We start from the raw sequence: 21,814 nt of genomic DNA on the forward strand, positions 1-21,814 counted from the left end.
ATGATCTTAAAAATTTATCAACACAATCATTATTCATCATAATGAGTCAATCACTAAGGCTGTCAAATGATAAATCAATAAACAGTCTATACAACACTATACTTCGGCCTCAGTTTTCACTTTTTTATCTCCCAGGTTTGCCAGCCAAAACACAAATGCCACCAAGCCAAGGAATAACGCCACAATCAAGCCAACAATCCTTCCCATATAAGCAAGCGTCGGAGTATACGCCCCTTGAGATGTATCCTGCATAAGCCCGTATACATGCCAATCCATACGCAAGCCAGAGCGAATAAACCCCATAAGCCCCATCAAAATGACAATTACTATACATAGCATTAGCAATGCATATTGAGACCTTACTGGCATTTTACCCCAAACTATGTCACCCACGACTTTTGCTTTACGGAATACCAAAATATCAATAACCGTATTCATAATCAAACAGCTCATCACAATCGAAACCTGGGTCACAGATAAATAGCGTAGCACAATATTAGCCTTCTGCATAACCTGAAAACCATAATACCAAAAATAGAGCACGGCAATGCCTGCCGTCACCAGAAACAACATGGATTGCGCAAGCTTGCCTTTATTCCTGAATGTTAAAAAGGCAGCAAGACAAACAGCAAACGACTGTATATAAAGTGCTGTGACCAATGGTTTCACATAAATCTTCGTTTGTGCTTCCAGATCGACAAAACTTAACGAAACCGCATAAGAAAGCAGCATCAGCAAACAAAAGCCCAGCGCAGAGAAAATACCTATCATGCCCACCTTGCCTTGCTCAGAAAAGCGTACTGTCTCGCCCTTATTACTTCTGCGATATATGAGAAAAGAAAAAAATGTCGACAAAATAATAAGATTTACCACTGCATTCTTGGCAGCCATGACCCCAAAATATTTTGAGAAAGGATGATACTGCTCGCCAATCATCGCCCTTTCTTCTCCGCTGAGAGGTAGATTATGGGGGGTAAGCCATACTGCAAAACACATAAAAATAACAACATTAAGGTATTTAATATACCCCGTGTACCTCTCTGACCCCTTTATCCTTCCCATCCCAAGCCATAAATAATAGTTAGCGCCTATAAACAACATGCCGATAAGTATCGCCTGGATAATAAATGTCCATGAAAAAGCCCCACCCATCATAATATTGCCCATCACAGGACTAGCACTATAAACCTCACGTCCCAGCCAATATCCCGCAAAAGGCAATGGAATTAATGCTCCAATACCTATAAAATTCCCAACATAGCCCATCCAGTCATAATGCGCCCTTTCTTCTTTGGTCTTCGAATTTAAGAATTTAACCGCGGCATAAGCACCGACCACAAAACCGCCAAAACATACATTCGCAATCAAACGATGAAGATTGACGGGCATCCACAGCTCATTATAAAATGCTTCGTACAAACTCAGCAGCCTGCCAGTTTTCATACTAACACCTGAAGGACTCATCATATATGTCGCCCATGAATTAGTTATAAACATAAGCCCTGTGCCAAAGAGATTAAGCATGATGCCAAGCGCAATGTGGCACCACTTCTTCGTCGAAGTCCCTTTTAGGACATCCCACGAATAATAGTAACCATACAATGTGAACGCCTCGCCAAAAAACATTAGCGAATAGACATACATTGTTGGAGCAAACACACTGGTCAAATGGCTCATAAATTCAGGGTATAAACCGAACAAACAAAAGGCCAGCAGCCCCCCTAGCGAGGCTGTTGTTGCAAATGCAGCAGACAACAACTTGGTAAACTCCTTCGCCATCTTATCATATTTTATATCGCCGCTTTTAAATCCAACGATCTCGACAATAACCGCAAATATTGGCACACCAAGTACAAATGCTGCGAACATCAGATGCAGCTCAGACACGATCCATACAACCACACGCGAATCCAGTCCAAAGAATGACCGGTATTGAACCGGCTCCAACTCACCCTCTTCTTCGGCTGGCGCCGCGCCTTCTACCACACCTTCAGCAGTACCCTCCGCAGATTGCGGCGCTCCGGAATCCGTCTCGCCCTCAAACGCAGGCAATTCAACACCGATGTCTTCAGCATGCGCAACAGAGAGCAGCGAGATATCCTGCCGGAAAAAAGAAAGAGCCGCACCGAATGCAATAACCAACAAAAGTACAAAAATGCTTTTTTGCTTTATCGACAATAACTTATAATTATTCATTAATGGTACGCCTTTTCACAAGTAAGTTACACAAACCATAAAAACCCATCATCACACTTATTTTTTCTGATACACAAAATCTACGACCACTTCCCCACCGGCCGTTACGACAGCCTCACTCTTTCTCTTACCCAGCTTCTCTTGCCATACTGATATCTCATACGTACCGGCAGGAACATTGTCTATCCTGAATTTACCATCAGCATCCGTAACCGCAAAGTAAGGATTCCCCTTCACCAAAAGGTACGAACTCATCCACTTATGAACATCACACGTTATTTTCACTATTTCAGGAACATCAAACTTCTTTACCATTTTGCCATTACCGGAAACACCTTCATTAAAAGCAGGGTTTCTAATCGACCATGAGTGCAGATTATGCATAATGGGGTCACTGTTCAGCAAATTCACTTCGGTACCCGCACACACCGCAACAACGTGTGGTTCAAATACGCAGCCTTTCTGGTCCAAGGAAACAGGAGTCGTATCCAATGCCTTTCCAACCTCAATACTGTCCAAAGACACAACCGCATTCTTGATGCCCATATTGCCCGAATTAATCACCAGATCTTCTGACGCCTTCAACCCATGACCACATGTCTGCTCATCTTTATCAATCTTCAACATCTTTGCGGCAGGCACACCACCCTCAAGCTTTACCGTACCTGCAATTGTCCCGCCGTTTTTCACTTCAATCACATTATAAACAGGCGCTTTCCCCTTTGCCATTACCGTTTGATTAACGCTCACCAAACTTAGCACAATACCACTTACCAAGATAACAATGTTTAAGCTTTTCATCACTCCACCCTCCATACTTCCAAATATCCAAAATTAACAACAGAAACCATCTGTTAAATGCACAACAAAATACGAATCATATCAAAACGGTCGGATATGATACTTTTGCAAAATTAAATTGTCAACCAGAAACTTACAGACAAACCGGTAAAAATTCTCCGACACGTGAAATTTCAGCAATAGCCAAAACACACGTACAATATGCGTGCCTTTTTCAAAAAAAATATAAAAAAATAAAATAAATTGTGTAACTAATGAATCTTCAATTTCTTAGTTTCTCGAAAGGGGAAGGGTAGTCTATCACGACTCAAAAAAATGAGTTTCACAAATGAAATGACCGTTTCGCTTTTACAATGCAAGCCTTTCAGCGTAACGATGAAAAAATTTTTGTACTTTTTATTATTAGTTTAACGTTCTTTTCAAAATTTCAATGTCTCTCGGTTTTATTGTTTTCCCGGACTCCACAATAATATCAGGCTCCATTTTGAAACGCCTTACCCACGTAGTTTCCAATGGAGGCTTCCAATATAATTTATATTCGCCAGGCATAACATTCATAAAATGATAATAACCCTCATCATTCGTTACCATTTCAAGTTCCAAGGCACCATCTACCAGACGATAATCCCTCGACAACAGACCACCTTTCTCAAGTCTGCGCAGTTGCACCTGGCAATCTTTTATGGGTTTTCCGCTTTTTAATATCCTTCCTTCTACGCTGCCAAGACTAGCGTCTTGCAAGACCGTTGCCTCTTCTGCTACTTCCCCATCAGTATCAACCGCCTCCTCAGGCAACAATTTATCTGCTTCAACTCCGCTTGCGCCAGATGTTTTTTCCTCCCATATCCGGGTTGCCCCGTCGTCCGCGTTCGTTCCGAAATCAACAAATTCATTTTTATCGAAGGCATCTTCTTCCTCAAAAACTTTTTTTGTTTTGAAACGATAATATTTCTTTGCATTTGATTTACCAACGATGCCTGTCCTTAATTCATCTGTCAATTCTTCTTCTCTATTATCTGTCAAGTTTTGTATTTGAGATTCAAGAGATTCGCTCTGCCGCTCTTTTTTGCTATCCATGCGTTTCCCCGTTTCCGCCACATGCGATTTGTACATTTTTTTAGCCGGAAACGTTTCCTCAACTCCATTCTCCTGAAATGACATCTGCAGAGAAGATACCGCAAGCGTAGGAATCATTACGATTATTTCGTCTTTTTTTATTTCTTTCACCTTACATTTTAAAGATATTTCCTCTGTATTCAGATGAATCACGTCCGGGAAAGTATCCCTTTGTAAAAACAACATATCTAAAGACTTCATGTCTTTTTTTGGTATTTCTATACTCACATACTCATCCGTGACCCCCAGTATCCTGAAATCAATCTTTTTATCGATATCTTTCAACACGATTATATCTCCACGGACAACGGTAAAAAATTGCATGCCCAAAAACAAAACTGTTACGTATAATTTAACCATTTAATTCATTTTCTCGCTGCAATGCATTCCTTATAAATCAGTTTCACTTTTCTCAAATTCGCATCCTTCCCGTAATCACTCTATTGTCAATTGCCAAAAAGATTTATTTAATCATTCGCATTAGTTTATCATTCATTAATTGCATATCAAATAAAAAAGAGGGATATATACATTTCGCAAACTGCCGCAAGGGCAATGCATGTAGGGGCATAAAAAGGCAGAAATCCAAATACTTGCATCGCTAACGGCCTTCCGGCCTGCGAAAAAATCCCGAAATACTTCCCTCCTTCGGATAGATGAAAGTACTGTACCAAATTTCACACACACCATGAACCTTTATACATGCACAGTTTATTCAACAAAAAAGGGACATCACACCTTCATCGTGATGTCCCTTTTCCAAACATTTCTAAAAAATTAAGCATCTTTTTATTTTTTTCTTACCTTCACTACCAGTTTTGCCTTGCCTTTTTTGCCTTTTATTCCATCGGCCTTAAATGTTACTTTTGCGTTGCCATTCTTCTCCTTGGCAGTAATGGTGAACCTCGCCTCCCCATTTTCATTCGTTTCCACACTTTCAGGAGATATTTCTACGCGTTTCTTACCCGCCTTACTTAATGATGCAGTAACTTTCACACCTTCTGCCACACAATCACTATCCCCCGTTACCCTGACTGCCACTTCATCATTTTCCCCAAACAACAGCTTTATTTTTGAATTAGGGACATCTATACTTTTTGCCGCACACGAACCTGGCACTGCATCTTCAGCAACCATTGAGGCCGTTGTCGTATAAATATAATCACCCTTATTGGTTCCGTTGCCATTTGCCTCATTCCCTGCACCGTAAATTGTAACAGGGTCATCGGCAGGACTAGAAGGCGCCATCCACACTACCGTCCAGCTTGAACCATCAGTTCCTCTTTCTGTGTGTGAAATATAATCACCTTCTCCGGTTTGCGTCTTATTATCAACATTGTTAAAAAGCCCGACGTGCTCATTTTTTGCATCCAAAGCAGAAAGCTGAAAACCATGTTTTGCACTGCTGGAATCACTAAATAATACGGTAATACTTACTTCTTCTCCAGGTGTATATGTGTCTGGCGCAGAAATGGAAAACACCGCACTGCCGGAATTTAATACAAAAGAATCATGACACCCTGCTGTCGCACAGGTAGCAAAATTATCTGCAGGAGATCCTGTGCGTCCATCTTCAGGCCCCTTAAGAAATGCATGCGCGACATTCATGCCGACGCTCATCATCGATAAAGAAAAAATGACACTTGCTGCAAACGTAAAAAGGCCTTTCATAAAAAGCCCCCTTTCTTTAAAAAAGTTTCGCTATAATCGTCCTGCATATTTGCCACGCCTGTAATCAAATCGCGCATATTATATTACGCACAACATTTCATGTCAATATAGGTGCTGGAGGGGTTATGCAAGGCGATTACTAAATCTTAAACATGTCTTGCAAACTGGGGGTTACGCGACAAAGTCAATGCTATGTTTTAAATTATGGATTGCGTCACCATCTTTAAATTTGAATTTAACCATATGCGGCAAATCCTTTTCCTCTTTGTCGCTAATATTAGATTTGTCAGACTGGCTTGATGACTGTACTTGCGCCATCTTCCGGGCGGCTTCTTTTTTGGGATTATAGTGTGGTACAAGAGCCGCTGCATTCGCAACAACGTTTGTATTATCCCCTATCCTCGCCAATGCGTTTAACATAACTTGCCCTTTATGTTAAAATGTTAATGATTATAAACTGTAATCAGATGAATAAAATTCTCCGCTACACATCGAATCCTATCATTTTCCATATAAAGCGCAAGTTTTTTTTGAATTTTATTTCTTTGTTTAGCCCGAAATTCTCACATTTACTTATAAACCTTCCATGAAAATAAGATATCGTTCCCCTTCTTTCTTTTTAAAACCCACCGGATTATTTATCCATTTCCCCTTGCGTGCAAACGTGCGGGGAATATCTTCTGTTTAAACAATAGATATGCACTTTCATAAATCCAGCGTCCGAAGGGCTTTCATGTACTGCCGCCTGTTGCCTTGCCTATTCTATGGTCTAAATCAATAAGCCTTACGTTGCAATTGCCGCAAGAATGATATTTTGCGTCTTTTGCCATGAAACAAAGTTCTTTGACGATTTTAGGATTGCCGCCTGAAAACTTATAGATGTCTTTTCTGAAATCGTCCGTGTGGTTCACCTTAATATTGAATTCTTTAACAAAATAATCTACCAGTTTATCCGTGGCGGGTTTTTCAAGATTCGTTATTTCCACCTTTATAAAATCAAATAAAATCATGCGTAAATGGTCGATATCTTTTTTCCTTATTCCACGGCTTATCATTATGAGAGGAATTTTTTTATCCATTAAATACAGGAAGAAATAATAGAGTCTCGGCGTAACTAATTCTACATGGTCAAAAATGATATATGCGGGTTTTTCCCTGTCAAGCATGCTAAAGAATGCTTTTCTCAACATTGCAATATTCTTGTTCTGAACATCTTTAGTCTCTTTACCATGAAAGAGAATAGGATTTATTAATGATTCCCTTAATGTCTTGCTGCTGTGAGAATAAAGTAACTTTTCTGCCTTCCTCCGGCTTACTGTTTCATGAATAATGGCGCTTTTACCCGTTCCTTCCTCACCGTAAATAATGATATTCTTCCTGCCGTTCATTAAGCCGGTTATAAATTGGCACTCTTTTTCTCTTCCAAACAACACATCTTTTTCCACTTATGCACCGTTTCTGCTCACTATTTTTTCCAACTCATCGCATAAAGGACAGTACTTCATATTTTCTGCCAGCAAAGCATTAATATCATATCCTTACTTCTTAAATATATTAACCAGAAGAAGGACGCCGATAATTCGCGAATATACCTCGTTTGCTCTATCCATTTATTTTGACTCTTAATTATTCAACTCGCTTTTTCACTGTGATTTAGTAATGTACCTGTATGTCAAGTCCCTTGCCGTTCTCCCAACAATTCCCACTTCCAAATCAGATCGATTTACAATAAACTCTACAGACGTGGGAATTCCTATTTCCCAGAGAGTATTGAGTATTGCAATCTTTAAAAAGGTACTGTCCGTTTTTTTAAAGAGTGTAATAAGAGGTTTCACCGCTTTTTCACTTTTCAGCCTGCCTACGATATATACTGCCCGCAGAACTGTTTCCGGTTCTGTATGCCTTAGCGCATTTATCAATTTTTTCTCATAATCCATGCCTTCATATTTCAATATATCCGCATTACAGAAAGGACATGTTTCCTCAACCGCATTTATTTCCTTCCAACATTCCGGACAATAAAATGTCATGATACATCCATCCTTTGAATTAAATGAGAATCCAGAGAAATGAAACAGAAAACCGGATTGCTGCTTTCGCAGGAATAACAACTTACTTTTATCGCTTACTATAGCAGTTGTGAGGCCGCAGGTAAATAAACCAGAATACCACGCCCACCAAAACAACGCCGCCCACAAAGTTTCCAATGGTGACCGGAAAGAGGTTATTTATAAAAAATCCCTTCCATGTAAGTTGTGAAATATCTAATGTTTTACCTGCCATCTCTTCTGCAGCAGCAACGACAGCCTGGTTTTTCCGCAATACCAAACCCATCGGGATAAAATACATGTTCGCAACACAATGTTCAAACCCGCTGGCAACAAAACCGCCGATAGGAAACAGAACCGAAAGCACCTTATCTGCCATGCTTCTACCACTATAACATAACCAAACATTAAGGCATACCAAGGCATTGCAAAGCACACCTCTTGCCAGGGCTGCCTCAAAAGAGAGGGTAGTCTTTTTGTGGGCAATAAGCAACGCCTTTGCGCCCGTCATAAAATGAAAAAATTCCCATTGATGAGCCAGATACATCCAGAAGACCATCAGGATCCCGCCTATAAAGTTACCCACATACACAATAATCCATATCCTGAGCAAGTCCCGGGTTGTAATACGTTTGCTAAGATAGCCCATAACGTTGAGATTGTTACCGGTAAAGAGTTCGGCCCCGGCGGTTTCAACCAGTATGAGTCCGAGTGAAAACACTATACCCATAATAAGAGAGGTAATGCCTAAATGGAGAGCAGAATCACTCGTTACAAAAGTAGCAAACTGTGCGCCCATGGCAACAAATATCCCGGCCATGATACTCAATATAAAGGTCTGCATAACACGCAATCCTGCCCTTGCGACAGCCTTGTTTTCAACAATGGCAGCGGTTTGCACAGGCGAATGCGCGGCACCGGCATGTGCTGCCCGGCGGAATTCTGACATATCGTTTCCCATTAACCCTAAACCTCCTTTCCCTTCTCAGGAAAGCGTAAATATACAAACCAGTACGCACCTGCAACTAACACAACACCACCGATTACATTTCCGAGAACGACAGGACACAAATTATCGAATAAAAATCCTTTAAAAAAGGTGAGATTGGAAAGGTCTAGTCTCCCACCATGTACCTTTTCTGCAACGGTCAGCACCATTCGGTTGTCTTTCAGAATAATCCCCATGGGGATAAGCCACATATTGACAGCACCGTGCTCAAACCCACATGCCATGATACAGGAAACAGGCCACAGCAATGACAGTATTTTATCAATATTGCTTTTACTGCAGTAACACAGCCAAACACCCAGACATATCAGTGCATTGCCCATCATTCCGCGCGCCAGGAGTACACCAAACGAGGTGTTTACTTTCTCGTTAGCCATGAGAATAATTTTTGCGCCCAGCAGGTAATTGCTCATCATCCACTGCTCAGATTTGTATATCCATACCACCAAGGTTAACGCTCCAATAAGATTACCAATAAACGCTATGATTACATTCCTCGTAAATGCCCTGCCGGTAATTTTCCCGGATAGAAAAGACATTGCGACAAGAGGGTTTCCCATAAAAAGTTCTGCGCCGGTGATTACTATTAAAACCATCGACAGAGTAAAAGCCACACCCCCGACAAGTTGGTTTAAACCATAGCTAGAGGTTGCGGTATGGGTTACTAACACGGATAGTTGCATACCAAGCGCAATAAAGACCCCCGCAAGTATACCGAGACCAAGCAGGGTTAAAGCGTCAAGATTCGTCCTTGCACGACCTACCAGCCCAGCTTTCTTAGCCGTTTCAAACGGCTCACAGGCATCGGCCCCAGTAACCAGTTTGTTACACTTCTGATTGCTTATATCAGTACCTTTTGTTTCTGACATAAAATCGACTCCTTATATAATGTCTTGTTGGACTTTTCTAGTAAAAGACGTCCAATATGAAAGCCAGTATACCGAGAACGAGTAGGATAAAAGCGAGGGTTGCCCTGGCGGTACCTACCGGTGCCGCTTCCTCAGCCGTTTCTGAAGGCACACAGGCATCGACCTCAATAACTGGCGTGCCATACCCCCGATTGTTTATATCGCCATCTTTTATGTTTATCATAAAATCGACTCCTTTTCTGATTTTCCGCCTGGCTTTTCTAATAAAAGACGTTCCATATCAAAAATCAAATCAATAATTCCATTAAGGTGTGGGTCGAGAACGTCTTCAAGCTCATTTGCAACGACTCCATACCTTTTCAACTTCCTTGCTTTGGCATCTTCAAGGATACACCAGCATGAAGACATTTTCCGTAACACTTTAGCTTTTTGAAAAATTCCGAGAAAAAAGGAGAACCCCGAAGGGGTAATATGATTATAGAAAAACACGGTAAAACCACGCCTAATCCCGAAGGGATGACATAATCGCCATTGTCCGGTGTTTCATGAAAGATAAAATTATATCACCCCTTCGGGGTTAATTATGGGTTTTTCGTATAATTTCTATAATCATTTCATCCCTTCGGGATTATTGGAATTTTTCAAAGAACTAAAGTGTTACCATTTTCCCAAAAATCTCCTTTATCGGATCTCTCAGTTCCTTTTCAAGATCAAATCTTTCTGAAAGCGCCTTTATTCTGTTTTTTATAAGCAATGTCCTTTTAAAAATTTCTCTTTTGACTCCTTCGTCCATGTTGCACTTCGTATCGTAAAGGATGCCATTATAGTCGTCGTTATTGAATACTTGTTCAATATACCGGATATTTTCCTCCATAATACGAAGGGCTATCGTAAGTCCTCTTTTTTGATCTTTATTCAGCATGATGCATCCTCTTTATCACTTTCCTTGCCATCCTTCTCATTACACCAGCATGGGAATCCATCAAATTAGGTATGCACGGTAACAATTCACGTGAGTGGCAAGACACGCGTTGCCATTACGCGGTTAAAAGTTTCCGATGGACTAATTTACTAATTCCATTTTCTGCGCTTCGTTGTGTTATCCCCTCTTGCATAGCTTGTTCTATTCGCGCAATAGGGTCGTTCCCAAGGCCTTTCAGTTGCCGGGTATAATATTCAATCGTTGCGCAAATCCCTGTTGTGGCGTCACAGAGTATCCTGTCGCAATTACTGCTGACGTTGGATGCTATTTCTGATATCATCTCATGTAAAACCAGTTTTCGGCGGGCCGGTTGTGAAAGAAAGGAGTGCAGAATGGAATGAAACTTATTACCAGAAGTTGTCGTATGCTCCTGGACTATGCAATAAAAATTACCATCCTTGTATATATCCATAGAATATTCAAATTGGCCCATAGGTATCTCAAAGAGGATTTCTAAGGCTGTTTCAAACTCACGGATCATGTCTCTGGTATGCCGCAGAAGATGGTCGACAGTCTCTTGCATATTCTTTAAGATTGCCCTCTCAAAGTCATTTTGAAACACATCAAACCCCTTACCAATTTCCTGCTTGATAATTTTCTGCATTTCATTTCTCAAAACGGTGGAATTGGTATCCGGACTTTTTCCAAAAAAATCATGGAGACATTGCTTTGTCCTCAGTATTTCCTTTTCCTCAAAATCCTTTACCATTTCCTTTGCCTTTAAGCACAACATACCCAATTTGTCCTCGATCAAATACAAAATATTTTCCTTATCCTGTTTTAGGGTTGCGGCAAGGTGGCGGAAGGTGTCAAACACATTTTTCACGTCTTCCCAAGATGCATCTCGTATTTTTTTCTCAATAATGCCAATTGCTTTTTCCATATCTCCCTCCTATAAAAATTCGACAAGGGCATTATTTCTTTTGCTTATATTTCAATTTGGAAATATAACGGCATAACAAAAAACCCCTTGTCAAGACTAATGCTCCGACAAGAGATTTTCCCCAATAAAAACACCTGTCGAAGCAAGACTTCAATAGGAGTTATCAGCTATCACATAGCAATCAGGCGAACTCCATCGCCTCTTTATTCAGAACCACACCTTATACCATTACCATGTTTATTTGCTCCTGCTTTACGTCAACCAAATTAATGGCATCCCAAATATTTGTCAGTTTTCCTTTGTGTTCTTCCAGCTTCTTAGCCTTGCTTGCCAATAACTCTAACTCAATCCGTACAAACTCATCGCCCGCCTTTCGTCTCTCCTGACCCTTTTGAATAGCTTGTTCAATTTGCTCTATAAGGTCGCTTCCAAGGTCTTTCAATTGTTTTGCATAGTAGTTAATGGTCTTGTGAATCCTTGTTGTAAGGTCTGAGCGTGTTCTGCCGCAATTCCGGCTTACATCAGAAGACACCCTTTCCATCATCTCATGAAAAACCATCTTCCTGCTCATAGATTTAGGCAGAAAAGTACGCAGAATAGACTTAACTTCTTCTTCGGTAGGCGCCGTATATTCCTGCACCATATAATAAAAGTTATTGTCTTTCGTCAGTTCCACTGCAAATTCCGTCGTGTCCATAGCTACCTCAAAGAGTAGCTCGGCAGCCGTTTTAAACTCACGTATAATATCGTTGGAACGTTTCGTAAAACGGTTAAAGGCCTCCTGCATATTATTAGAAATCACCTGCTCGGAATCCTTTCTAAACACATCGAATCCCCTGACAATCTCTTCTTTGATAACCTTTTGCATCTCATCCCGAAAAACTGTTGGACTAAACTCAGGATTTTTTTCATAGAAATCCACAAGACATTGTTTTATTCTCGCTGTCTCTTTTTCTTCTAAAGACTTTAGCATATCCTCCACCTTCAAACACAACTTGTCGGATTCGCCCTTGAGCAGATAAGCAATATCCTCTCTATCCTGTTTCAGGTTTGTAACCAGTTTATAAAAGGTGTTTAGCTTATCCTCTAATTCTTCACCGGAAGCCTCCAATGTTCTCTTCTCAATAGCTATCTGAGATAATTTCCGGGAGATAAACCGCTGTGTCTTGGATATTGTTGTATTCAGGACAATCTTCCCTTTTTCTGAAGAAAGAAAACTCCCCAACGCGTCTGCAAGTTCCAAAAGACCACTCTGTAAAAGCTGAACGTCATTGTTGATTATTTTTGCCTTCAGTGCTTCTCTGGCAGAAATAGGCCAGATTTTATGCACGGCAAACCCCATCTCCTCTAACACCTGTTTATTAAAGGCGACTATTTCCTCCATCTCGTTCGAAGTCAGATTATCAATCTTGTTTAACACGAAGAATATCTTCTGTGTGGAATCTTTGATGGTATCAAGGAGTTCCTTTTCCACCTGTGAGATGGGAACATCAGCGCTCATAAGGAACAATGCGGCATCAAGGTGGTCTAAAAATCCATACGTCGTTTCCGTGTTATGCAGAAAGGTTGATCCCACTCCCGGGGTATCGACCAGCATCATCCCCGCTTCAAGAAAAGGTGACGGATATTCAATGATAGCGCATCGCACTCTGCGTACATTTCCTGGATTTTCCTTTTCAGTAACATACCGAGGTAATTCCTCCACACTAATTTCCCTTTCACTACCATCTTCCATGAAAATTATACATCTGATTTCATGGCTAAATCTCAGGATCGTCACAATAGAAGTTAATGGGACTACCGATGATGGGAGGACTTCTTTGCCAATTAAACTGTTGATAAGAGTCGTTTTGCCTCTTTTAAACTGTCCTAAAACCACCAGATTAAAGCTGTTTGTTACCAACCGTTTCCTGACCATAGCAAGCAGGCCGTCTCCAATCCCAGCATCATTTTTTGACAAGTCCTCTATATTTTCAATTACACTCAATATTTCTTTCTTATGTTCTACAAATTCATCTAACATGAAACTTCAAATCCTCCGGAAAAACAAACGTAGCTGTTCATCTACTTAATTGAATTAATTAGGTCTTAGGCGACTTTTAACTGAATAAACAAAACGGGGAAACACATGCAATGCGTCTCTACAAAAACTTTGAAATTCCTATACGTAAATTTAACAGAAAAACCCCTGCCAAAACCATTCGTTTGACAGGGGTTTTTCAAAATAAAAAAACTCCTGCCAGAGGAAATCTTTGACAGGAGTTATTAGCTACAATAGCAGCGATTAAGCGAACTCCATCGCATATATATTTGTTCTTATTTCAACAACTGCGGGTAATGATACTCACTCCTTCATCTGTTGTCAAACACATTTTGCCATTCTGCGTATTAAGCAACCTTTTTCTCAATCTCATCAAACTTCACGGCAATCTTTTTTGATACCCCTGGTTCCTGCATCGTGATGCCATAAAGCACATCCGCAATGCTCATAGTAACTTTATTATGCGTAATCATGAGAAACTGCGTGTCTCTGGTAAACTCTTTAATAATAAGACTGAACCTGTTGATGTTGCTTTCATCCAGGGCGGCGTCCACCTCGTCGAGGATGCAAAAGGGGCTTGGTTTTGTCTGAAATACCGAAAACAGCAACGCCACGGTGATCATCACTTTCTCTCCCCCGGAAAGGAGCGTGATTGAACGAAGTTCTTTGTTGGGTGGCTGCGCAACTATTTCAATTCCCGCTTCGAGGATATCAACGTTCTCCTCCAAAATTATATCTGCTTTTCCTCCGCCAAACAGCTTCCGGAACATCATTTGAAAATTTTCACGGATTTCATGGAAGGTTTTTTCAAAAGATTCACGGCTCGTATGATTAATTTTTTTTATCAGATTCAGCAGACTCGTATGCGACTTTTCAAGATCCTCCTTTTGGGTGAGGAGAAAACCCTCCCGGCTTTCAAGGTCTTCCTGTTCCGCAATGGCTTCCAGATTCACATTGCCCAAACGCTCCACTTTTCCTTGTAATTCTTCTATTTCAACAGAAACCGCTTCCCAAAATTCCTCCGGTGAAACGTCGGACTGAGCTTGCTTCTCCTTCAAACTGCTGAGTTCCTGCTCAATTTCTTCACGGTTACTGTGTAGTTCGGAAATTTCAAGTTTATATTCTTCTCTTATCCGTTCCTCAAGATTGGTTATACGGATATTATATTCATTTTCTTTAAATCGCAATTCCTGAAGATGCTGTTCTACACTCCCATATTCTGCCTGGTTTCCTTCCAGGGATGTACGTAATTCCGCGGCATGATAATCATTTCTTTCTATTTCTGCACTCAGATTTTCCGTCCTTTCATCAATAACAATTTTTTCTGATTGAAGCGCCTCAATGTGTTGTTCCGTATTTTTGATTTCTATTTCCGCATCAAATATTTTCTGCTGACAATTTTTATGCTCATCTGCTATATCCCGAACCTGTTCTTCCATTTCCTGCAGGTCTGCGGAAAGTTTGTTTAACGTCTCTGCCAGACTGTCTTTTTTCTCTTCTTTCTGTGCAAGCATCACCTTTAAAGACATAATTTCTTCCTGCATTTCCTTCCTTATAACTTCCTTTTCTTTAACAAGCATCGATGTCTCTTCGATTTGTTCTTTTAATGCTTCATGGCGTTGATTGAGGACTTCCAATCTTTCCCTCAATAAAATTTCGCGTTCATGGGTGTTTTCTATTTCGCCGTTTATTTCGTCTGATTCCTCTTCGTTCATCTTTTCTTCTGCCAGAAGTTCTTCCTGTTTTTGTCTGTTTTGCGAAAGTTCATTTTCCTTTGACATTTTCAGTAAATTCAACTGTTCTATCTTTACCGCCAATTGGGCAGTTTTCTCTTCAAGCCCGGTCAGTTCGCCCACATACGTATACTTTTCCCCCTCAAGCCTCTCCAGTTCCTCCTGTATACGGAGCAATTCATCTTCAATTTTCTCCAATTCACTTCTTCGGGAAATAATGCCTACCTGCCCCTGCTTTCTGCCGCCGCTGATTGTCCCGTCCAATTCAAACAACTCTCCATTCAGTGTTACACAGCGAACATTGATGCCTTGGCTATTCAGCCACATTGCAGCTTCAAGATTTTCAACAACAAGGACATTGCCCAAAAATCCCTCTATTACCTCCCGAATATCTTCCCTGCAATTAACAAGACGGCTTGCAACGCTAATGACATTTGGTTTTTGTAAAATTTCCTCATTGCGAGAAGATTGCCCATGCATACGGTCTAATGGGAAAAAAATGGCATTTCCTTTTTGATGTTCCAGTAGAAAGGCAAGCGCCTCTATTGCATTTTGCGTGGTGCTCACAACAATGCCTTGCACCTTATCTCCCAATGCAGCTTCAATGGCAAGAGCATACTGCAAATCCACCTTCAGCATATCCACAATCATGCCTTGTATACCTTTCAAAACAGAATCTGTTTTCTGCGATTCTCCAACGATACATTTTGCCCCTGAATCAATACCCTCTGCGCGAACCTCATAGTCCATCAGTACTTCATGTCGCGATTTTTTACTGCTTTGCAATTGTTTTTTTAGGTTAATTTGGTCTTCTAAGGAACGGATTGTGTTAATAATTTCTTGTATACGGCCTTTTGAAGCGAATAAATTGCTTTCTAAAATATCATACTCTATCGTAATAGTATTTTTTTCATCTGCAACGGTCTCATATCTCGATTTCAACATATTCAGAGATGAAGCAATTTCGTCCTGCCTTTTTTGAAGCCTCATCACTCTCCCCATCAATGTTTCTTTTTCCATAGTCAAACTGCCGATTTCATTCTGTACGCCAGATTCTTTTTGCAGTGTAGCAATAACCTCCGCCTTTTTTTCTTCCATGCCCTGATACAAAATATCGCATTCAAGGTTTATTTGTTTACTTGAAATTTCTTTATTCTGATGGTCGTTTTGTACCGTTCCTATATCCCGCGTCAATACGTGTAGCATTTCCTCAGATTTTAAAATAGTGTTTTTTGTTTCGCCTATCTTATTTTCCAATGTCTTTTGCTGTTCCAAGAGTCTTTCGCGCCGGGTTTTTAATTCTTTAATACGTTCGGTATTATATTTTATTTTATCCTCGTCTTTTGATATTTGCGACTCAAGGCTCATTTTTTCCGTCTGTAATGCCGCTGATTGCAGTTCCAATTGTTCCAAGGCCTCTTCAACTTCATCTATTTGTAATTTAAGAGTATCTATAATAGTGGTTACTTTTTGTCTTTGTTCTTCTATTTGTTTTATTTGTTCAGAAACAGACGCCTTATTGTCACCAAGCTCTCTGTAATTTTTAAGCGAAAGTCCTACCTTTAGTTTTTTTAATTGTTCTCTGTACTCCTGATATCTTCTAGCCTTCGATGCCTGAACTTTTATGGAACGAAGCTGCTTTTGTAGCTCCTCAACAATGTCGCCTATTCGTAACAAATTTTGTTCCACATGTTCTAATTTAGACAAAGCAGCTTTTTTCTGTAATTTGAATCTGCTGATACCTGCGGCCTCTTCAAACAATGCACGCCTTTCGTGAGCATTCGCTCTGAGTAACGCATCGACATTCCCTTGTTCAATCACAGAATACGCATTTGAACCAAAGCCTGTATCTACAAAAAGTTCGCGTATGTCTTTTAATCTGCTGGTTTGCTTATTAATAAGATATTCAGATTCTCCGGAAGCATACAGCCTGCGCGTAATACACACTTCAGTATATTCCAGAGGCAATAGTCCCTTATTGTTCAAAATAGTCAACGATACTTCCGCATAACCAAGAGAGGGCCTTTTTTCGGTGCCATTAAAAATAACATCCGACATTTCATTGCCTCTCAACGATTTAACGCTTTGTTCGCCAAGCACCCATTTAACAGCATCCACTATATTACTCTTGCCGCATCCATTGGGACCGACAATTACATTTATGCCGTCCTCAAAAACAACTTCGGTTTTTTCGGCAAACGATTTAAATCCGAACAATTCCAGCTTCTTTAATTTCATAACTCTGCGCTACTTTTTTTAATTAGGTTGGGTTTTAAAAAACAAAACCCCGACGGTTTTTATTTTACCTACCCCTCGATCCTCTCCCGGGAGGTGACATCCAAAGTTCTCCTCATTGACAGGACAAGCGTATTGCATTTCATGTCATAAAACCATGCAAGGATACATGGCCTACCATAGGGGCCGCATTGGGTTTGTTAATTGCTTAACTAAAAAGATTGAAATTCCTTAACATCAAATTCTGCCATCTTTGGCAACGACTTTTTAAGGTTCCGCTCCAAAAAAAGAGGACAGGTTGTATGTAAAGACTTTTCTACCTGCCCTAAACCCCCTTCCATGAGGGGACAGCTAAAATTCCCCTCTCGAGAGGGATAGGAATATGTTTATTAATTGATTTGTTAAAAAGATTAAAACTTCTTGTGCTAAATTAATCTTTTGGCTAACAGAGACGCGAGGCATTTACATCTCTACAGACTCGATGCTATTCTGGAATTTTGAAAACCTTCATTCCGTAGCCCACGATTTACTGTTAAAAACGGGCGGGGAGAGGCGGAACACATGATCCTTTAGTTGGCTAATTAATGACAAAGAAGGACGTTCCGATAGAATCGAAACGCCCTTCCCCCATTACACATAGATTGGTCCCATACCAATAAAAATACGTATGCAAAACTGTCTCGTTCCTAATAACCTGTATACATAAATACTTTTGAATACATGTGTCTGCTAAAATATAAATAACATTAAACTGGCTATTACTTTTTCGCCTTCTTTGCAGCAGGCTTGGCTTTTGCTTTTGTCGTCGTCTTCGCTTTTTCTGTTGTTGTCTTTGCTTTTGTTGCGGTTTTTGCTTTTGTCGTTTTGGTGCCAACACTCTTTGTAGCTGTTTTTTTTGCTCCTGTTTTTGCGGAAGTACCACACTTCTTTACCGGCATTAAATATCACCCCCTCTCATAGATTATTGGGACCAACGGTATAATGAACCTACCAATTTCTCGATAAAACTTTTCCTTCATCTCCCCGGACACAGCAATAATTAACATATTTGCCTGCCACCATTGCAAATTCCCTGAGCATTTCAAAAGAATAGGGCTTTTCATTTAACATATCCGTATTCAAACAATGATTCGGTTTAAAGGACTGTATGATATATCGTTCTGCACCCCTTATGGACATTGAGATATCCTCGATATCATATTGATCCAATTGTGAAGGACAGACCGTAGTACGGAATTCATACTCAATGCCACTCTCCATAATAATATGAATACTATTTACAATATCCTCTACATTACAGGGAGTTCCAGCTATTTCTTCATACTTATTTTTACGAAGAGGCGCTTTTACATCCATTGCAATACAATCCAAAAGGTCTTTTTCGATTAAATCTTTCAATGCATAAGGATTCGTTCCGTTTGTATCTAAGCGCACCAGAACACCAATATCCTTGAATATTTTCAGCAATTCGCCTAATTCCTTATACATGGTGGGTTCTCCGCCCGAAACAACAACGCCATCTATCCACCCAAAACTTTGCTGTAGTTTTTTCGTTACTGACTCCAAAGGTATTGATTCTAATTTATTCGGGGTTTGCACCAAATGCGGGGCATGACAATAATGGCAGAGAAAATTGCACGTTGGCAGAAAAATGATGGAGGCAATCTTTCCTTCCCACTCTAAGAGACTATTTTCAATAAAACCTTTAATTGGTATATTCATTCAAAAAATCTAAATAAAAATTTGAAAAACATCACCACTACCGCTGCCATGTTAAATAAAGCTCGTATTCTAACTTTTTGCCGCACAAGATTCTACAGAAGCACTCTTGCCCGTAAAAATATCCTCTACACGATAATTGCCCTTATGCCTGTCCGCCAATTCACTTATTTTAGATTTGTTCCAATTATTTATACGGCTGAAATAGCCTACGATTCTTGTTATACCATAAACATTTCTCGACCCGCAATAGCCGCAAATATCCGTAAGTTTTTTTGTGACTTTTTTACAATCGTTGCAAATGGTGAACTCGGGAGATATGGTAACCTGAGCAGCCTGTGTATTCTTAAATGTTTTTTTCACGAGATTCAAAATGCTGGAGGCCGGCGGCCTTTCTTCTCCTACAAATGCATGTATTATTGCACCAGATTCAATCATCGTGTGAAATTTACTCTGAAGGTATATTCTGGTAATCATATCTACCGGGGCATCCGGGCGAAGATGTATGCTATTGGTATAATACAAGCCGTCCCTTTCGTCATTTCCTTTTACAACGTCCGCCGCTTCAGGGAAATTTCGCATATCCACCTTTGCCAATCTTCTACTTGCACTTTCGGCGGGAGATTCTTCCAAAGAAAACTTCAACTTATGCTTTTTCCCTGCTTCCTTCACACGCGTATACATGTGGGAAACCACGCGCAAACCCTGGCGGATCATATCATCGCCTTCATGTAATTCTTTTCCCGTCATAAACTGCAAACATTCATTTAACCCAATAATGCCTACAATATATGTTGACGCCTCAAGATCTACGTATGGACGACCATCTTTTGCTTTCTTTCCAATTTCCCAAAGAGGCATTTCCGGTCCCGACATTAGTTTGCTGATAAATTTCTTTTTTTGAAGATGCGCCTTTACCGCAATTTCAATTGCTTTATCAATCTCTTTGTAAAGCGCATCCCAATTACCTTTTCCCGCCTTATAGGAGGCCTGGGGCAGGTTAATCGTTATATTTTGAAAGCCGCAAAAACGCATGCTTTCAGGATGTTTGATCATATAATTATCATCAATTGTAGTACGTAAACGGCAGCATGCAGAGAGGGTTATCTCATCCCTGTCAAATACAAAGTATGGTACGCCATTCTCACTGGCAATCTGACAGGCATATTCCAAAAGCTCATATTGTTTCGGATCTTTAAACGATTCTTCATTTATGTGAAAATCACATTTAGGAAACGCAAAGACATGGCCATAGCAATCCCCTTCCCTCCAAACATCCAACATCGCCAGAGTAAACCTCCTCGCCGTTTCCGCATACTCTCCATAAGTTTTTCCCGTCGGTTTCCCACCAGGACCTATAGCGGGTATATCTTTTAAATAACCGGGAATGCCTGTGTGTATATTAAAGTCAAGAAATAACGTCTGCCCCCCCCTGGAAAAAGCGCTCTGCGAACAGCTAAATATGAGGTGTTGTGCCTCCTGCTTCATTTCCTGATGGCTCATCCCTTCAAGGTAAGGAGCATACATAATATTAATATACCCCACACCTAACGCCCCGGCATAATATGCCTGCATGGAAGCCAGGAATGTATTTAAATGGCCTGTCAATGTACGCGCGTGCTTCGCTGGCGCTGAATCGGTATCTAAATTCTCAAGCGACAATCCATATTTTTTTAAATACTCTAAAGAATGAGAAGAGCAATATACTCTGGTCGGATATCCAAGGTCATGAAGATGTACCATCCCACTTAGATGTGCCTCAGAGACCTCTTTGGAAAAAACCTCCTGAAGCGCGTATTGTTTTAAAGTGTTTTCTGCAATTGCAAGATTTATTGCTTCCGGATTATTAGTGGCAATGTTGCTGTTTTCCTTATTTTTTGACAGTATTAACTCATCGAGATCATATTTGGGCATACCAAGCACGGCCTGTTTTTCCAGTTTTTTACTGTATCCACGCTCAAACAATTCATTATCCACCAGCTCCCGGATTAAAGACGTTGAAATACGGTTCAACCCTGAAGAAAACACCCTTTGCTCCACTACGCTTGCAATTTCTTCAGCAACCTCTCCGGAGATATCCGCCTCCTTTTCCAGCGCTACGGCGACTTTTCTTTTATCCCAGGGAAAAGTTTCGTCCTTTGTCTCCGTATCGACCATGAGAGAAACATCTGTAGTATCCACTCTTTTCTGGGATTGCTTTCTTACCCTCAGCGAATCACGAATTCTTGCCCTTTTGTCTCTATATATAATGTAAGCCTTCGCTGTTTTCGCATGCCCCGTCTCAATAAGTACCTTTTCCACCACGTCCTGGATATTTTCTATGCCCGGGGGATTTCCATTGTATTTCTTCGCCAAAAACATAGAAACCACTACAGCCAGTTCTTCTGCCAAAGCACGATCATTACCCCCAACAGCCTGCGCCGCCTTAAAAATCGCATCAGCAATCTTTTTTTCAACAAAAGGAGCTGTCCTTCCGTCTCGTTTTACGACATACTCTATCATATTACCCAT

General features: G+C 40.5%; 18 protein-coding genes and 2 riboswitches. All 18 genes read right to left on the reverse strand.

What is annotated here, in order from left to right; genetic code table 11:
* Positions 1-96: 96 nt before the first annotated feature.
* A complete protein-coding gene (locus KSMBR1_RS07265) occupies positions 97-2,196 on the reverse strand; it encodes a cytochrome ubiquinol oxidase subunit I (protein ID WP_099324719.1) in 2,100 nt (699 codons plus the stop codon).
* A gap of 57 nt (positions 2,197-2,253) precedes the next feature.
* A complete protein-coding gene (locus KSMBR1_RS07270; RefSeq protein WP_164994500.1) occupies positions 2,254-2,997 on the reverse strand; it encodes a carboxypeptidase regulatory-like domain-containing protein in 744 nt (247 codons plus the stop codon).
* 402 nt (positions 2,998-3,399) lie between these two features.
* Positions 3,400-4,473, reverse strand: a complete 1,074-nt coding sequence (locus tag KSMBR1_RS07275; RefSeq protein WP_099324721.1) for a carboxypeptidase-like regulatory domain-containing protein — start codon at positions 4,471-4,473, stop codon at positions 3,400-3,402.
* A gap of 429 nt (positions 4,474-4,902) precedes the next feature.
* Positions 4,903-5,784 carry a Reeler domain-containing protein gene (locus tag KSMBR1_RS07280; RefSeq protein ID WP_099324722.1) on the reverse strand — a complete coding sequence of 294 codons (882 nt, stop codon included), beginning with the start codon at positions 5,782-5,784 and terminating at the stop codon, positions 4,903-4,905.
* A 171-nt stretch (positions 5,785-5,955) separates the two neighbouring features.
* A complete protein-coding gene (locus tag KSMBR1_RS07285) occupies positions 5,956-6,204 on the reverse strand; it encodes a hypothetical protein (RefSeq protein WP_099324723.1) in 249 nt (82 codons plus the stop codon).
* Between the two features lie 311 nt (positions 6,205-6,515).
* Positions 6,516-7,229 (reverse strand): P-loop NTPase family protein, encoded by a 714-nt coding sequence (locus KSMBR1_RS07290; RefSeq protein WP_099324724.1) that lies wholly within the window; start codon positions 7,227-7,229, stop codon positions 6,516-6,518.
* Positions 7,230-7,427: 198 nt separating this feature from the next.
* On the reverse strand, positions 7,428-7,814 hold the full coding sequence (locus tag KSMBR1_RS07295; protein ID WP_099324725.1) for a HEAT repeat domain-containing protein: 387 nt from the start codon (positions 7,812-7,814) through the stop codon (positions 7,428-7,430).
* 88 nt (positions 7,815-7,902) lie between these two features.
* On the reverse strand, positions 7,903-8,793 hold the full coding sequence (locus KSMBR1_RS07300) for a formate/nitrite transporter family protein (protein WP_099324726.1): 891 nt from the start codon (positions 8,791-8,793) through the stop codon (positions 7,903-7,905).
* Positions 8,794-8,798: 5 nt separating this feature from the next.
* Positions 8,799-9,710 carry a formate/nitrite transporter family protein gene (locus KSMBR1_RS07305; protein WP_099324727.1) on the reverse strand — a complete coding sequence of 304 codons (912 nt, stop codon included), beginning with the start codon at positions 9,708-9,710 and terminating at the stop codon, positions 8,799-8,801.
* 37 nt (positions 9,711-9,747) lie between these two features.
* Positions 9,748-9,933, reverse strand: coding sequence for a hypothetical protein (locus tag KSMBR1_RS07310; RefSeq protein WP_099324728.1), 186 nt, complete (start codon positions 9,931-9,933; stop codon positions 9,748-9,750).
* Positions 9,930-10,118: a hypothetical protein gene (locus KSMBR1_RS07315; protein ID WP_157820441.1), complete on the reverse strand. Its 189-nt coding sequence runs from the start codon at positions 10,116-10,118 to the stop codon at positions 9,930-9,932. The genes KSMBR1_RS07310 and KSMBR1_RS07315 overlap by 4 nt, the downstream gene beginning before the upstream one ends.
* A gap of 241 nt (positions 10,119-10,359) precedes the next feature.
* Complete coding sequence (locus KSMBR1_RS07320) at positions 10,360-10,632, reverse strand: hypothetical protein (protein ID WP_099324730.1); 273 nt, start codon at positions 10,630-10,632, stop codon at positions 10,360-10,362.
* 115 nt (positions 10,633-10,747) lie between these two features.
* Positions 10,748-11,575 carry a hypothetical protein gene (locus tag KSMBR1_RS07325; protein ID WP_099324731.1) on the reverse strand — a complete coding sequence of 276 codons (828 nt, stop codon included), beginning with the start codon at positions 11,573-11,575 and terminating at the stop codon, positions 10,748-10,750.
* A gap of 147 nt (positions 11,576-11,722) precedes the next feature.
* Positions 11,723-11,784: riboswitch (Fluoride riboswitch) on the reverse strand.
* A gap of 11 nt (positions 11,785-11,795) precedes the next feature.
* Entirely contained in the window at positions 11,796-13,598 is a 1,803-nt protein-coding gene (locus tag KSMBR1_RS07330; protein ID WP_099324732.1) for a dynamin family protein, read from the reverse strand.
* 226 nt (positions 13,599-13,824) lie between these two features.
* Positions 13,825-13,887, reverse strand: a riboswitch (Fluoride riboswitch).
* A gap of 76 nt (positions 13,888-13,963) precedes the next feature.
* Positions 13,964-17,587: a chromosome segregation protein SMC gene (gene smc / locus KSMBR1_RS07335; protein ID WP_099324733.1), complete on the reverse strand. Its 3,624-nt coding sequence runs from the start codon at positions 17,585-17,587 to the stop codon at positions 13,964-13,966.
* Between the two features lie 755 nt (positions 17,588-18,342).
* On the reverse strand, positions 18,343-18,522 hold the full coding sequence (locus tag KSMBR1_RS20855; RefSeq protein ID WP_157820442.1) for a hypothetical protein: 180 nt from the start codon (positions 18,520-18,522) through the stop codon (positions 18,343-18,345).
* A gap of 49 nt (positions 18,523-18,571) precedes the next feature.
* Positions 18,572-19,306: an anaerobic ribonucleoside-triphosphate reductase activating protein gene (locus tag KSMBR1_RS07345; protein ID WP_099324735.1), complete on the reverse strand. Its 735-nt coding sequence runs from the start codon at positions 19,304-19,306 to the stop codon at positions 18,572-18,574.
* A 69-nt stretch (positions 19,307-19,375) separates the two neighbouring features.
* On the reverse strand, positions 19,376-21,814 hold the full coding sequence (gene nrdD / locus KSMBR1_RS07350; protein ID WP_099324736.1) for an anaerobic ribonucleoside-triphosphate reductase: 2,439 nt from the start codon (positions 21,812-21,814) through the stop codon (positions 19,376-19,378).

Source organism: Candidatus Kuenenia stuttgartiensis (assembly GCF_900232105.1).
Lineage (GTDB): Bacteria > Planctomycetota > Brocadiia > Brocadiales > Brocadiaceae > Kuenenia > Kuenenia stuttgartiensis_A.